Below are 13,832 nucleotides of genomic sequence, written 5' to 3' on the forward strand. Positions count from 1 at the left end.
CATGTCCGCTGATCTTGCTGCCATTCTCTATCTGGTTTCCGGCGTATTGTTCATTCTCGCTTTGCGCGGGCTGTCCAACCCGGAAACGGCGCGCCAGGGCAATTATTTCGGCATGGCCGGGATGGGAATTGCCATCCTTGTCACCCTGTTGGTGTCGGGCATCGGTTTCGGCGGTCTGCTGATCATCCTCGTGCTGATGGCGGTCGGTGGCGGTGCCGGCGCGGTCATTGCCCAGCGCATACCGATGACGGCGATGCCGCAGCTGGTCGCCGCCTTCCACTCGCTGGTCGGCATGTCAGCCGTCCTGGTGGCGGCGGCGGCGTTTTACCGCCCTGACATCTTCCACATCGGCACATTTGGCGACATCAAGGGCATCAGCCTGCTGGAATTGTCACTCGGCTCGGCGATCGGCGCGATCACCTTCTCGGGCTCGGTCATCGCTTTCATGAAGCTGCAAGGCCTGGTCTCGGGTGCGCCCGTCGTGTTCAAGGGCCAGCACTGGATCAATCTCGGCATGGGCGGCTTCATTGCGCTGATGATCGTCTTCCTGATGGCGTCGGGCGGCCAGCTCTCCTTCGCCTTCTGGGCGCTGACCATTGTCGCTTTCGTGCTCGGCGTGACGCTGATTATCCCGATCGGCGGGGCCGACATGCCAGTCGTCGTCTCGATGCTGAACTCGTATTCGGGCTGGGCCGCTGCGGCGCTCGGCTTCACGCTCGAGAACACGGCGCTCTTGGTCACTGGCGCGCTGGTCGGTTCGTCCGGCGCGATCCTGTCCTACATCATGTGCAAGGGCATGAACCGGTCCTTCATCTCGGTGATCCTCGGCGGATTTGGCGGCGAGACCGCGGGACCGGCCGGCGACGGGCCTCAAGGGACGGTCAAGCTGGGCTCGGCCGACGATGCCGCCTTTATCCTGAAGAATGCGCGCAAGGTCATTATCGTGCCGGGATACGGCATGGCGGTGGCTCAGGCACAGCATGCGCTCAAGGAAATGGGCGACATGTTGAAGGAAGAAGGCGTCGAGGTATCCTATGCCATTCACCCGGTTGCAGGCCGCATGCCGGGGCATATGAATGTGCTGCTCGCGGAAGCGAATGTGCCCTATGACGAGGTGTTCGAGCTGGAAGACATCAATTCGGAGTTTTCGAATGCCGACGTCGCCTTCGTGATCGGCGCCAATGATGTGACCAATCCGGCGGCGGAGGATGATCCGACCTCACCGATCTACGGCATGCCGGTCTTACAGGTCTGGAAGGCCGGCACGGTGTTCTTCATCAAGCGCTCGCTGGGTTCGGGCTATGCCGGGGTGGAGAACCCGCTCTTCTTCCGCGACAACACGATGATGCTCCTGGGCGACGCCAAGAAGATGACCGAGCAGATCGTCAAGGCGATGGATTAAGGCGCCTACCAGCAGCCCTCATAGACGATGACCTGGATGCCCAGCGGATCGCGCAGATAGAGATAGCGCGCGCCCCAGGGCCGGTCCTTCAGGTCTTCCGGCTCGATATCGCCGGGCATGCCCGCAATGAAATCGTCGAGCGGCTCGGCCCGGTATTGCAGGCTCAGGCCGGAAAAATCATGGACCACATCTGTGTGGTAGATCTCGAGCAGGGCCTCGTTGTGCCCGCCTTCAAAGGCCAGAATGACGCCCTTGTCGCCGTCATGATCCCATTCCTCGGCCACGACCATGCCGAAGACACGCTGATACCAGGCCTGCACTTCGGCCAGTCTCGGCGTGGAGATTTTGGTTTTCTGGGAGAGTTTCATGTTCGGCTCCTACATCCCCTCCCCTTGATGAGGAGAGAAAGCTAGCGTCTCCCCGCCCGGACCAGCCGCCCCGGCTTCTCGCCTGTGAATTTGTCGTCCAGCACGACCGGCACACCGGCCACGATCGTTGCCCGGTAACCCCGTGCACCCTGCAACAGGCGCTGACCGCCGGCGGGCAGGTCCGTCACCATGTGCGGCGGCTCCAGCTGCAGGCCGGCATGATCGATGACATTGATATCGGCCTTCATGCCTTCACGCAGATAGCCGCGATCGGTTAGTGACAGGAAATCGGCAATGTCGCCGGTCATCATCTGCACGGCGCGCTGGACCGGGATTTTCGGCCCGCGCCTGCGGTCGCGCGTCCAGTGCGAGAGGAGATAGGTCGGCATGGAAGCGTCGCAGATCGTGCCGACATGCGCGCCGCCATCACCGAGGCCCTGCAGCGCCTGGGGATGGGTCATCATCTTCATGACATTGGCATAATCGCCTTCTGTATAGTTATAGATCGGGAAATAGATCAGCTCCTTGCCGTCGCGCTCGAGTACCGTGTCGTAGAGTTTTTCCATCAGCGGTACGCCCTCGGCCTCGGCCTTGGCGGCGAGCGCGTTCTCCGGCGGCTGTTCATAGTCAGGCGGATCGCCGAGCTGGAACAGCTTCGTCGCGACAAAGTCGATATGCGCCATCAGAAGGTCGGCAAGCGGCGGGATCGACGAGCCGGGGCCGGAAAGCTGGTCGGTTTTCTCTGACAGGATCTGCGCCTTGAACTCAGGCGTCTTCATGATCGCGACACGTTCCTCGAAAGGCTTGTCGGCAATCTTCTTGTAGCTCGGATAGCCCATGAAGAAATGGAAGGTGCATTGCAGGCCGAGGAAGACGCCGATACCCCGCGGTGCCGTCTGCACGCGCATGTCGACCCCCTCGGCCTTCATCTGCTCTGCCTTTTCGAGAATCCGGGTCCATTGGTCGGGCGCGAAATCGCGTTGCATCAGGGACATGGAGAAGGGGCGTCCGCCGGCCGCCTTGGCATAGGCTTCGAGCACGTTCCACTCGGCCTCGAACCGGTCGCCCTCGCGCTCGAGATCGAAGTCTGAAACGGCCTGTACGACGCCGTAATCGAGCCCGTCAAACGCCTGCGCGATGCCCGCCAATTCCTTTGCCGTGGCTTCGGAGGACGGCGTCCAGTCGCCGTCCGCCGTCTTGTGAACATCAGAGCGCCCGGTGGAAAAACCGATTGCGCCAGCCTCCATCGCTTCGCGCACGAGGCGGCGCATTGCCTGGATATCCTCGTCCGAGGCTTCCTCGTCGGCGATCGCACGGTCGCCCATCACATAGACGCGCAGCGGGTCGTGACCGATATGCACGGCCACATCGATGGTGCGGTGCTGTTCGTCGAGGGCGTTCATATAATCCGGGAAACCCTCCCAATTCCATTGCAGCCCCTCGGCAAGAGCGGTGCCGGGAATGTCCTCGACGCCTTCCATCAGCTTGATCAGTCGCTCATGGTCGGTCGCCTTCACCGGCGCAAAACCGACGCCGCAATTGCCCATAACAGTGGTCGTCACGCCGTGCCGCGAGGAAGGTTCGAGCTGGTCGTCCCAGGTCGCCTGGCCGTCATAATGCGAGTGCAGGTCGAGAAAGCCGGGCGTGACGATGCAGCCTTCTGCATCGATCTCGCGGCTCGCCGCATCCGGGCAGTCGCCAATCGCGGTGATGATCCCGTCCTTTATGCCGATATCGGCGTGGCGTGGCGGAGCGCCGCTCCCGTCATGCACGAGACCGCCGCTGATCTTGATGTCGTAACCCATGTCTTTCCCCGGTCAGTTTTCCGGGAGTGTGGCCCGAAACCTTGCCGGGGTTAAGCCGGTGAATGCCTTGAAGGCCCGCGACAGGGCGGAATGCTCGGAATAACCGGCCTCCAGCGCCGCGTCCGTCAGCGACCAGCCTGCGCGGATGGCATCGATGGCACGCTGCACGCGCAGGCGCGACCGGTATTGTTTCGGGCTCTGGGCAAGCACGGAGCGGAAATCGCGTTCGAGCTGAGCGACCGAACAGTGGCAGGTCTCGGCCAGGATTTCGACGGTTGGCGCTTCGACGATGTTGGCCGCAATGGAATCGGTGGCGAGCGCCAGCCGCGAATACACACGGTCAGAGGCCGGACGCCTCGGCAAACGGTAGGAAATTCCCCTTATGACAGGATCCCCCGACTGCCAGGTCCGGGTCCGCGCATACAGATACCAGCGCCGCAAGCCGGTGTGGTCATAGGTGAAATCGAAACGGTCGATGAGGGTTCTGCCAGCGGCGACCGCCTGATCCAGCTCGTCATATCGCTCGACGATGCCGCTATCGAAAAAGTCCGTAGTCCGCCGTCCGATCACGTCGCGAACCGTAGATGCGCCAAAAAAGTCTGCCATGCCCTGGTTGGCCGCGACATAGCGCCGTTCGGCGTCCTTCAGAAACCGAATGCACTGCTCCAACCGCCGCAGATTGGTGGACAGTGCCAATGGTTCGGAGGCGAGCGTGATCGACATGACGGAAAGCATCGGGCGTTGCGCAATCAGGTCAAGACACCAGCGCGGGCTGCAACGTAACTTATGCGTGAAGCCGGAAACCAACATCCGCCGGCCAAGCATTTGAAATATATTCGATTTCCTGTGGTGTTAATCGCAGGGACTCGCCTGGGCGGGGCGGAAAACCCCGGTTGAACACACAGCCTCATTGTCACCGTCCTGCCCAGGTCGTGCCTTCTGCTTCTTCGCAATGAGTGATCCGGCGTCCTGCTGCCGGCGCGACGCTCATGTCGAGCCGGCTTTCCGCCCGCGCTGCGGCGCGCGCCCTCTCGAGGGGAGATGCGCAGTCACGTCAAGACGGTGGCGCCGGACGCGGCCTATCGTCGCCCGGAAATTCGGATATGGAGATCAAGGTCCATGCAGAATCATGTTTCCAGGTTTCTTGTGGCGATAGCCGCAGGGGCCAGCCTGAGCGCGGCGGGTTTCGCCCAGTCGAACACAGCCCCACAGCAGTCGCCGTGCTCAGGCGCGGAATACCGCCAACTCGATTTCTGGGTCGGGGACTGGCACGCGGAGTGGGACAATGGCGACGGCACGATCGGTACCGGCGAGAACCACATCACGCGAGACGAGTACGGCGATTGCGTCATCTATGAACGCTTTTCGGGCGGTTTCGAGGGGATGTCGGTCTCGACCTACCACGCGCCGGTCGGTGCCTGGCGGCAAAGCTGGGTGGACAATACCGGCGGATACTTTGCATTGGTGGGCGGTCCCGGCGGAGAAGATGACGATTATCACTTCGGCCTCGAGAACACCCGCCTGTCTGATGATGCCCCCCATCTTCGCATGATCTGGCAGGACGTCACCGAGGACAGCTTTACCTGGCGCTGGCAGGGCCGTGCTTCCGAAGAGGAAGACTGGGCCGACCGCTGGGTGATCCGCTATTCGCGCATGGCCGAATAGCGGTCCCAGAGTCGGAAAGCCCCGGCCAGGAACAGACCGGCAAACAAATGCCAGATTGACCAGAAACCGGTGACGGCTGCAGCCCCGCCCAGTGTCGGGAACTGGGTCAGCAGGATGACCAGGCCGAGCCCGGCATTCTGGATGCCGATCTCGAAGGTCAGCGCCCGGCGCGACGGCGCTGCAATGGACAGCAAACGCCCGGCGAGCGCGCCAAGACCGAACGCAGCGGCATTGTGGATGATGGCGACCGGCGCGATCACATCGCTACTCGCCAGGATGAGCTCCCAGTTCGACACCAGTCCGACGGTCACCAGCAGGACGAGTATGGCGATCGCCATCGCGTAAAAGACCGGCTGTATGCGTCGTGCGATCGCCGGGAAGAAGGTCGACAGCAACATGCCGGCTGCCAGCGGCACACCGAGCGCCATGCCGGTCTGCAGAATGAAGGGCAGTGCCTCGATCTCGACGGTGCGGATGAGAGCGGCCGTAGGCGGGTAGAGACTCGCCCAGCCAAAAATGGCGATCGGGGTCACGAGGAAGGCCAGCGCGCTCGACGCGGCGGTCAACGAAACGGAATAGGCCGCGTTGCCGCGCGCCATCAGCACCATCAGATTGGAGACATTGCCGCCCGGACAGCAGGCGACGACAATCATGCCGAACGCGACCGACGGTGTTGGGGCGAGCAGGTGAGCCAGGCCGATCGTCATCAACGGCAAGGCGATTATCTGGGTCGACAATCCACCGAAGAACATTTTCGGCTGGCGGCCGAGAAAGGCAAAATCCCCCGGCTTCAGCGTCAGCGACACCGAGAAGATCATGACCGCCAAGGCAGCGGTCAGGCCAATCCGCGAGCTCGCGCCGACGGTCACCTCAATGGTGTCGAGTGCGGCCGCATCCACAGGCAGTCCCCCTCATGAGTCCGACGGATCATCGGGTAATCGGCCCGTGTTGCAACCCGTGCTGAAACTGTCGCATTGTGATGCGTTTGCCTTGTAACGATAATGCAGCGCACAGGGAGGAGACATCGATGAACCGTGGACCTCGCAAGACGCTCTGGGTCGCCGTTCTGGACGGCAGCAAGGCTTTGGTTTTCCGCAATGACGGCGATGCCGAATACCCTGTATTGCGGCCTGTCGACGTTCGTGACACGGATGTGCCGCCCGACCGGGAAATTCACACCGACAAGCCCGGACGCATGTTCGATGGCACCGGGCATCGAAGCGCGGTCGACCAGGGCGATGCACACGAGCTCGAGGAACGCCGTTTCGTGGAAGACCTGATCGAGTCCCTCAACAGCGCGGCACTGGAGGGCAAGTTCGACCAGCTCCTGATCTATGCGGACAGCGATTCGCTGGGCGAGATTCGTGACAAGTATCACGACGCGTTGAAATCCCGGCTGCTCGAGGAATTTCCGCTGGATATCGTGAACGAACCCGTGGACCAGCTCGAGAAGCGTGTGAAGGAAGCTCTGCAGCCGAGCTAGTCCCTCGACATTTCCCGGGCAGACAGCCTAGTCTGTCGCCGAGTGAACACTGTTCAGACCGGCAGCGCGGGGAGGCACTCATGGTCAATCTCAAATTACGGTTCGCCTTGGCGGCCTGCCTTTTCCTTGCCGCCTGTGGCGGTGGCAATGACGGTCGCGACCTGTCGGGTGCGGACTCCGATTACCAGACCACGCTCATGGAACAGCTGATCGACGCTCAGCCTGGCGATGTGATCGAGATCCCGGCGGGGGTGTTCGCCTTCGACCGGTCGCTGTCGCTGACGGTCGACGGTGTCACCCTCCGCGGTGCGGGGATGGATGAAACCGTGCTGTCCTTCGCCAACCAGACCTCCGGCGCAGAAGGTCTCCTCGTCACCGCAAGCGATTTTACGATCGAGGATCTGGCGATCGAGGACACGCGCGGCGACGCCCTGAAAATCAATGAGGGCGAAAACATCATTATCCGGCGGGTGCGAACCGAATGGACCAACGGGCCAGATACCAACAATGGTGCCTATGGCATCTATCCGGTGCAGACCCGGAACACGCTGATTGAAGGTGCGATCGCCATTGGCGCTTCGGATGCCGGCATCTATGTCGGGCAGTCCGAGAACGTCATCGTGCGCGACAGCATCGCCGAATACAATGTCGCCGGCATCGAGATCGAGAACACGATCGGGGCGGATGTCTACGGCAATGTGGCGCGGCACAATACGGGCGGTATCCTGGTCTTCAACATGCCCAACTTGCCGCAGCCGGGACATTCCACTCGCGTTTATCGAAACGATGTTCACGAGAACAATACCGGCAATTTCGGCCATCCCGGCACACCGGTGGCCAGCGTTCCGGCGGGTTCGGGAATCGTCATCAACTCGAATGACCGGGTGGAGATCTTCGACAATCTCATCCGCGATCACCGCACCGCGAACATCATTATCTCTTCGGTCTATTCGACCGGCTATTCCGATGTCAGCGTGCAGGACGATTTCGATCCCTTTCCGGAAACGATCTGGATCGCCAACAATGATCTTGGCGAAGGCGGCGGCAATCCGGACAATGTCGAACTTCAGGCGTTGCGCGTCCTGAAGTTCGGCCTCACCGGGAACATTCCCGACGTGTTGTGGGACGGGTTTGCCAATCCGGCGAACATGGTCGACGGCCGGCTGGCTGCGCCCTACCGGATCTGTATCGATAATGGCGATGCGCAAATGCTGAATGTCGACGGACCGAACGCGTATGCCGACCCGCATATCGTCGACGACACGTCCTGCCAGCATGAGCGTCTGCCGGAGATCACGCTGCCCTTCTGATGCGGTACGTCGCCGTCGTTTGCGCGCTTGCGCTCGCTGCCTGCAGCGATCGACCTGCCACCCCGGTCTTCCATGCGGAAGGCCGGCCGGACCTGCTGTCGGAATGGGGCATGGTTGCGATCCGCGACGGTGAGCTCGTGCTGTCGGACCGGGTTGAACCCTACGATCTGAACTCGGCGCTGTTTACCGACCATGCCGGCAAGCTGCGGACGGTCTGGATGCCGGAAGGCGCGTCGGCCGCATATCGCGATGGCGACGTGTTCGACTTCCCGGTCGGCACGGTGATCACAAAGACCTTTTATTACCCCGTGGATACAGCCGGAAACGTGCAGCGCGGCGATGCGGGGATCAGGGTCAGCGACCGCGCGGAAACACTGGATCTCGACCGGGTCCGCCTGATCGAGACCCGGATCCTGGCGCGGCGTGAAGCAGGCTGGGTTGCCCTGCCCTATGTCTGGAATGGCGAACAGACCGAAGCGCGGCTGATGCGGGCGGGGTATTCGGAAACGCTGACGCTCGCCGAGTCAGACGGAGATCTGCGTGAAATCAATTATCTGGTGCCGAATGTGAACCAGTGCGCGGGCTGTCATGCCACCAATAACACGACCCGCGATCTCTCGCCCATCGGTCCGGCGGCACGGCATCTCAATCGCGATTTTGCCTATGCGGAAGGCATAGAGAACCAGATCGGGCATTTCATCGCCGCCGGATATCTGACCGGCGCACCGGCTCCGGAAAATGCCCCGATTGCCGCAGCCTGGGACAATTCCGATCTGCCGCTGGCGGACCGCGCCCGCGCCTATCTCGATATAAATTGCGCGCATTGCCACAACCCGGTCGGGCCGGCGGATACGTCCGGGCTGCACCTCAATATCGATGCGCCGGAGACCGCCAATCTGGGCCTGTGCAAGCCACCGATTGCAGCGGGGCCTGGGTCAGGCGGGCTGCGCTTCGATATCGTTCCGGGACAACCGGAAGCATCGATTTTCGTCTACCGGATGGCATCGACCCGCGGCGACGAGATGATGCCGGAGCTGGGCCGCTCCCTCGCGCACACCGAAGGTGTGGCGTTGATTGCCGACTGGATTGCCAGCCTGGAAGGCGATTGCAACTAGGCGTCGGTGATGAGTGCGCGGTAGCAGGCACAGCCCGCCAGCTCGGTTTCCCCGAGATGGGTGAGCAGATTGTCGACCGCTTCCGACAGCAGCGCATTTCGCGTCGTGTCGAGTTTCGCCGCTGCGAGCCGCAATCGCCGGTCCTGCTGCTCGGTCAGATCAAAACCGTTCTCGTCCTCACCGGGTTCGGAGGCGTCAAGCGCATCGCACGGCCCCGGATGCGGGTGGAGCGGGGGGGCGGTTTCCGCATCCGAGGCGTCGCGGCGTGCGACCGAGAAAGGATCAAAGGCAGTGTCGATTGCGGTTCTCGTTCCGGCGGGAGAGGGCACGGCCGCGCCCTTGCGAACCAGCAGTTCCGACCGCAGCGAAGCATAGGGAGACGCACTCATCTTCAGCCCTGCCCTGCAATCCGGTGGACGAAGGCGGTGCGGCGCCCGAAGACAGCCCGCGGAGGCTGGCGCCTTTCGCCGACGCCCTGTGGCGGACCGGCATCCGAAGATCGGCGATCGACGCCATCCCAGGCCGGCTTGCCGTCGGGCCGCGCCTGTGGTTCGGGCAATTCCTCCTCGCGCCAGCCGGGAAGGACCAGTTCTCCGAGACCCGGCAGGTCGGTCTCGTCTTCCTCGCCAAACAAACCCGGCGCGCCGCCGCCCGGGGTGAGCGCAGCGACAGCAAGATCCGCAGAAGCGTCATAGTCATTCAAGGCAACAGCCTTGCGCACAAATCGTGCGCGCAAATAGCGCCAGAGCTTGGATACTTCGTCGGCAGATTTCGAGCCTTCATTGATCTCGCCGACCGTGCGGCCATCGATCATGGAGGCGGCGAAATCGGTGCGGTGGTGAATGGTCACGGGCGCGACCACGCCATGCTGGGACAATGCGACCGCCGTCTCGCCAGTGATCCGCGCGCGGGCGGTGGCGGAATTCACGACAAAGACCAGCGGCTTGGAAAAGCTCTCGACGATATCGACGGTGGGACCGACCGCGCGCAGATCGTGCGGGCTTGGCCGCGTCGGGACCACGACGAGATCGGCATGACGGACCACGCCCGCGATCGACTCCGTAACGGCGGGCGGCGTGTCGATGACAATCAGCTTGAAACCGGATTTCTCCAGATGGCGGATTCCGGCTTCGAGATCCTCGATTGAAACCCGGGCATAGGCCGGCGCGGCGCTGGTTCGCGCATTCCACCATTTGGCGAGCGAGCCCTGTGGATCCGTGTCGATCAGCGCGACGGGGCCGTCGCCATTGCGTTCCGCTTCGACCGCGACATGTCCCGACAAGGTGGTCTTCCCGGACCCGCCTTTCTGCGACGCGAATACGACGACATTCGCCTTTTCCGTCATGGGCACCCTCACACCATCCGCGCCGGTTTTCCGGCTGTTCGGACGTGAGCACACCATGCCATCGCATAAGGGCCGTTTAAGCGCTTTGTTCAAATTCGAACAATCGGCGCCAATGCGGTCCGAGGGTTAGCGGAGCCTGAAGGAATTGCCTCGAATACCGCAAGTAAACATCGCGACGTGATGCGGCGCGGCAGGCTGGATTGCGAGGAGCCTGCCGCGCCATGCCCCCCGGTCCCGCCGGTTGGCAATCGCGCGTGGTCTAGTCGAATTCCGTCAGACGCATCGAGACCTGCAGACCCTCGGTCAGCCGGTCATAGGCCTTCAACGTCAGGAATTCCGCGAAATCGTCGGAGAGCACGAGCTCTCGCAGGAGACTTGCCGCAGCCCTGACCTCGTCGGGCCCCGACAGACGATAGTGCGCATCCTCGAGGATTTCAGCCTCGGCGGTATCGATCGCCTCTTCCATCCAGGCCGCATCGAGCACCGTGCCGTTTTCAGTCGAGGCGCCAGTGACGCGCCATTGCCAGAGCTGGGCGCGAGCGATCTCGGCGGTTGCCGCATCCTCCATCATGTTGCGGATCGGCGCTGCACCGCGGCCGGCGAGCCAGCCGGCGATATAGCGAATGGCCACATCGGCGTTCTCGCGCGCACCGGATTCGGTGATCGTGCCTTCGGGCGTGGCGACAAGATCTGCTGCCGAGCCGGTGACCGCAAACTTCTTGTCGATCTGGTTCGGGCCCGACATGACGTCATCGAACGCTGCCTTGGCGACCGGAACGAGATCAGGGTGGGCGACCCAGCAGCCATCATGGCCATTCGTGGCTTCACGGGCCTTGTCCGCCCTGACCTGTTCGAATGCGCGGGCATTGGCACCTTCATCGCCCTTGACCGGGATGAAAGCGGACATGCCGCCCATCGCATGGGCCCCGCGGCGATGGCAGACCGCGATGACGCGCTTCGAATAGGCCTCCATGAAGGGCGTCGCCATCGAGACCTGGGACCGGTCCGGGAGGACGCGGTCCGTATGGCTGCGCAGGCGTTTGATATAGGAAAAGATGTAGTCCCAGCGGCCGCAGTTCAGCCCGACACAATAGTCGCGCAGCTCGTAGAGAATTTCATCGAGCTCGAACGTCGCCGGCAGGGTTTCGATCAACACCGTGCAGCGGATGGTTCCGCGTTCAAGGCCGAGCACTTCTTCAGCATGGCTGAAGACGAGTGCCCAGAAGCGGGCTTCGAACCGGCTCTCGAGCTTCGGCAGATAGAAATAGGGGCCGGTTCCGCGCACGTTGAGCGCGTCGAAATTGTGATAGAGATAAAGGCCGAAATCGAACAGGGCGGCGGCGATTGGCTGGCCGTTCACCATCATGTGGCGTTCGTCCAGGTGAAGGCCGCGCGGGCGGACCAGCAATGTCGCCGCGTCCGACGAGACCCGGTAGCGCTTGCCGTTCTTTTCGTCCGTGAAATCGATCTGGCGCCGGATCGCCTCGCGCAGATTGATCTGCCCCTCGATCATGTTTGTCCAGGTCGGCGAAGAGGCATCCTCGAAATCCGCCATGAAGCAGCGGGCACCGGAGTTCAGCGCGTTGACGACCATCTTGCGGTCAACAGGCCCGGTGATCTCGACACGGCGGTCGCGCAGATCGGCGGGCGCCGGGCGTACCGTCCACTCCGAGGCGCGGATATCGGCCGTCTCTTCCGGAAAATCGGGCAGCGCACCGGCATCATAGTCCGCCTGCCGCTTCTGGCGGTCTTCGAGCAGCGCCTTGCGGCGGCCGTCGAAACGGCGATGCAGACCGACGAGGAAGGAGAGGGCGTGCGGGGCGAGAATGCCCCGATAGCCGGGTTCCAGCGGACCGAGAAGGTCTACGCCATTGGGGTTTGCCGTGTTCATGATCTGGCTCCTCTCGCCCGACTACTCGGCCGCGAACTGCGCGGCTTCGGTGGATTCACCCATGGCTGTCGTGGAGGATTTGCCACCCGAGAGGGTCTGGTTGACCAGATCGAAATAGCCGGTCCCGACTTCGCGCTGGTGACGCGTCGCGGTGTATCCGTCCGCTTCGGAGGCGAATTCAGCCTGCTGCAGCTCGGAATAGGCGCCCATGCCGCGATCGCGATAGCCGAGCGCGAGATTGAACATGCCGTGATTGAGCTGGTGGAAGCCGGCCAGGGTGACGAACTGGAACTTGTACCCCATGGCGCCGAGCTCGCGCTGATAGGTTTCGATCGTGGCCTTGTCGAGATTGGCTTCCCAGTTGAAGGAGGGCGAACAATTGTACGCCATCATCTTGCCTGGGAATTCCTTCTGGATGGCCTCGGCAAAGCGGCGCGCCTCGTCGAGATTCGGCTTCGAGGTCTCCCACCACAGGAGATCGGCGTATTTCGCGTAGGCGAGGCCACGCTTGATGCAGTGATCCACACCCATGCCTTTCTTGAGGCGGTAGAAGCCTTCCGCCGTGCGGCCTGCCTCGTAATCGATAAATTCATGGTCGCGTTCGTCGACATCGGAATTGATCAGAGTGGCCGATTCCGCGTCTGTCCGGGCAACGGTGAGCGTCGGGACGCCGAGGACATCAGCCGCGAGACGCGCAGCATTGAGGTTGCGCTGGTGGGCCTTGGTCGCGATGAGGACCTTGCCGCCGAGATGGCCGCATTTCTTTTCGGCCGCGACCTGGTCCTCGAAATGCACGCCGGCGGCGCCCGCCTCGATGTAGGCGCGCATGATCTCGTAACAGTTGAGCGGTCCGCCAAAGCCGGCCTCCGCATCAGCGACGATTGGCGCAAACCAGTCGCGCGTGAGATTGCCTTCGGACATTTCAATCTGGTCAGCGCGCTGAAGCGTGCGGTTGATGCGCTTGGCGAGCTCGGGGCCGGAATCCGCCGGATAGAGCGACTGGTCCGGATACATGGCACCCGCCTCGTTGGCGTCTGCCGCGACCTGCCAGCCCGAGAGGTAGATGGCCTTCAGCCCGGCCCGAACCATCTGCATGGCCTGGCCGCCCGTAAGCGCGCCCAGGGCGTTGATGTAGGGCTCGGTCTTGAGAAGGTTCCAGAGCTTGATAGCGCCGCGTTCGGCGAGCGTGTGCTCGATCCGAACCGAGCCGCGCAGCTTGAGCACGTCTTCGGCAGTGTAGTCGCGATCGATTCCGCTGAAGCGATCCGGCGTGGCGCCCGGTACGAGATCGGTGAATTTTGTCATGATGCAATCCTCTTGTTTGTCTGCCCGGCTTGCCGGTGAAGTCGGACAGACCCTGTAGGACCCCATGAAGCGAGTCCATCGCCGGAGTTCCGGAAAGAGGCGCAGATGTACTCAAATTTTACTTGTCATGGTGTCGATTTGTG

General features: G+C 62.4%; 12 protein-coding genes and 1 pseudogene. 5 read left to right on the forward strand and 8 right to left on the reverse strand.

What is annotated here, in order from left to right:
- Nucleotide 1: 1 nt before the first annotated feature.
- Nucleotides 2-1,402, forward strand: a complete 1,401-nt coding sequence (locus ACOOFN_RS05420; protein WP_420434453.1) for an NAD(P)(+) transhydrogenase (Re/Si-specific) subunit beta — start codon at nt 2-4, stop codon at nt 1,400-1,402.
- A gap of 5 nt (nt 1,403-1,407) precedes the next feature.
- Here the strand turns inward: ACOOFN_RS05420 and ACOOFN_RS05425 are convergent, their stop codons facing one another.
- Genes ACOOFN_RS05425 through ACOOFN_RS05435 form a run of 3 tightly spaced genes read right to left on the reverse strand, consistent with a single transcriptional unit; the run spans nt 1,408 to nt 4,298 of the window.
- Nucleotides 1,408-1,770, reverse strand: a complete 363-nt coding sequence (locus tag ACOOFN_RS05425) for a VOC family protein (RefSeq protein WP_420434454.1) — start codon at nt 1,768-1,770, stop codon at nt 1,408-1,410.
- Between the two features lie 41 nt (nt 1,771-1,811).
- The gene (locus ACOOFN_RS05430; RefSeq protein WP_420434456.1) at nt 1,812-3,575 is read right to left on the reverse strand and encodes an N-acyl-D-amino-acid deacylase family protein; all 1,764 of its coding nucleotides are present in this window, start codon (nt 3,573-3,575) and stop codon (nt 1,812-1,814) included.
- 12 nt (nt 3,576-3,587) lie between these two features.
- On the reverse strand, nt 3,588-4,298 hold the full coding sequence (locus tag ACOOFN_RS05435; protein WP_420434458.1) for a helix-turn-helix domain-containing protein: 711 nt from the start codon (nt 4,296-4,298) through the stop codon (nt 3,588-3,590).
- 396 nt (nt 4,299-4,694) lie between these two features.
- On the opposite strand from ACOOFN_RS05435, the gene ACOOFN_RS05440 reads away from it, so the two are divergent.
- Nucleotides 4,695-5,240, forward strand: coding sequence for a hypothetical protein (locus ACOOFN_RS05440; RefSeq protein ID WP_420434460.1), 546 nt, complete (start codon nt 4,695-4,697; stop codon nt 5,238-5,240).
- Here the strand turns inward: ACOOFN_RS05440 and ACOOFN_RS05445 are convergent.
- Complete coding sequence (locus ACOOFN_RS05445) at nt 5,219-6,139, reverse strand: bile acid:sodium symporter family protein (protein WP_420434462.1); 921 nt, start codon at nt 6,137-6,139, stop codon at nt 5,219-5,221. The two genes, ACOOFN_RS05440 and ACOOFN_RS05445, sit on opposite strands and share 22 nt — an antisense overlap.
- 128 nt (nt 6,140-6,267) lie before the next feature.
- Here ACOOFN_RS05445 and ACOOFN_RS05450 point away from each other — a divergent pair, with 128 nt between their 5' ends.
- The 3 genes from ACOOFN_RS05450 to ACOOFN_RS05460 all read left to right on the forward strand — a co-directional run bounded on the left by ACOOFN_RS05450 (nt 6,268) and on the right by ACOOFN_RS05460 (nt 9,148).
- Nucleotides 6,268-6,723, forward strand: coding sequence for a host attachment protein (locus tag ACOOFN_RS05450; RefSeq protein WP_420434464.1), 456 nt, complete (start codon nt 6,268-6,270; stop codon nt 6,721-6,723).
- An 80-nt stretch (nt 6,724-6,803) separates the two neighbouring features.
- Nucleotides 6,804-8,033: a parallel beta-helix domain-containing protein gene (locus ACOOFN_RS05455; RefSeq protein WP_420434466.1), complete on the forward strand. Its 1,230-nt coding sequence runs from the start codon at nt 6,804-6,806 to the stop codon at nt 8,031-8,033.
- The gene (locus ACOOFN_RS05460) at nt 8,033-9,148 is read left to right on the forward strand and encodes an SO2930 family diheme c-type cytochrome (RefSeq protein ID WP_420434468.1); all 1,116 of its coding nucleotides are present in this window, start codon (nt 8,033-8,035) and stop codon (nt 9,146-9,148) included. The genes ACOOFN_RS05455 and ACOOFN_RS05460 overlap by 1 nt, the downstream gene beginning before the upstream one ends.
- On the opposite strand, the gene ACOOFN_RS05465 is transcribed toward ACOOFN_RS05460, so the two are convergent.
- The 4 genes and pseudogenes from ACOOFN_RS05465 to aceA all read right to left on the reverse strand — a co-directional run bounded on the left by ACOOFN_RS05465 (nt 9,145) and on the right by aceA (nt 13,689).
- Nucleotides 9,145-9,537, reverse strand: coding sequence for a hypothetical protein (locus ACOOFN_RS05465; RefSeq protein ID WP_420434470.1), 393 nt, complete (start codon nt 9,535-9,537; stop codon nt 9,145-9,147). The genes ACOOFN_RS05460 and ACOOFN_RS05465 overlap by 4 nt on opposite strands.
- 254 nt (nt 9,538-9,791) lie before the next feature.
- Nucleotides 9,792-10,493 (reverse strand): annotated as a pseudogene (locus ACOOFN_RS05470) (AAA family ATPase); the annotation flags it as partial.
- A 259-nt stretch (nt 10,494-10,752) separates the two neighbouring features.
- Nucleotides 10,753-12,384, reverse strand: coding sequence for a malate synthase A (gene aceB / locus ACOOFN_RS05475; protein ID WP_420434472.1), 1,632 nt, complete (start codon nt 12,382-12,384; stop codon nt 10,753-10,755).
- A gap of 21 nt (nt 12,385-12,405) precedes the next feature.
- Nucleotides 12,406-13,689, reverse strand: coding sequence for an isocitrate lyase (gene aceA / locus ACOOFN_RS05480; protein ID WP_420434474.1), 1,284 nt, complete (start codon nt 13,687-13,689; stop codon nt 12,406-12,408).
- Nucleotides 13,690-13,832 lie beyond the last annotated feature (143 nt).

Origin of the sequence: Hyphobacterium sp. (genome assembly GCF_965217055.1) — a bacterium.
Taxonomy (GTDB): domain Bacteria; phylum Pseudomonadota; class Alphaproteobacteria; order Caulobacterales; family Maricaulaceae; genus Hyphobacterium.

Excerpts from the sequence above, each read along its gene's own strand:
- ACOOFN_RS05455 (WP_420434466.1), top strand. The coding sequence starts at position 6,804 with ATGGTCAATCTCAAATTACGGTTCGCCTTGGCGGCCTGCCTTTTCCTT.
- ACOOFN_RS05420 (WP_420434453.1), top strand. The coding sequence starts at position 2 with ATGTCCGCTGATCTTGCTGCCATTCTCTATCTGGTTTCCGGCGTATTG.
- ACOOFN_RS05440 (WP_420434460.1), top strand. The coding sequence starts at position 4,695 with ATGCAGAATCATGTTTCCAGGTTTCTTGTGGCGATAGCCGCAGGGGCC.
- ACOOFN_RS05435 (WP_420434458.1), bottom strand. The coding sequence starts at position 4,298 with ATGTCGATCACGCTCGCCTCCGAACCATTGGCACTGTCCACCAATCTG.
- ACOOFN_RS05425 (WP_420434454.1), bottom strand. The coding sequence starts at position 1,770 with ATGAAACTCTCCCAGAAAACCAAAATCTCCACGCCGAGACTGGCCGAA.
- aceB (WP_420434472.1), bottom strand. The coding sequence starts at position 12,384 with ATGAACACGGCAAACCCCAATGGCGTAGACCTTCTCGGTCCGCTGGAA.
- ACOOFN_RS05430 (WP_420434456.1), bottom strand. The coding sequence starts at position 3,575 with ATGGGTTACGACATCAAGATCAGCGGCGGTCTCGTGCATGACGGGAGC.
- aceA (WP_420434474.1), bottom strand. The coding sequence starts at position 13,689 with ATGACAAAATTCACCGATCTCGTACCGGGCGCCACGCCGGATCGCTTC.
- ACOOFN_RS05465 (WP_420434470.1), bottom strand. The coding sequence starts at position 9,537 with ATGAGTGCGTCTCCCTATGCTTCGCTGCGGTCGGAACTGCTGGTTCGC.
- ACOOFN_RS05460 (WP_420434468.1), top strand. The coding sequence starts at position 8,033 with ATGCGGTACGTCGCCGTCGTTTGCGCGCTTGCGCTCGCTGCCTGCAGC.
- ACOOFN_RS05450 (WP_420434464.1), top strand. The coding sequence starts at position 6,268 with ATGAACCGTGGACCTCGCAAGACGCTCTGGGTCGCCGTTCTGGACGGC.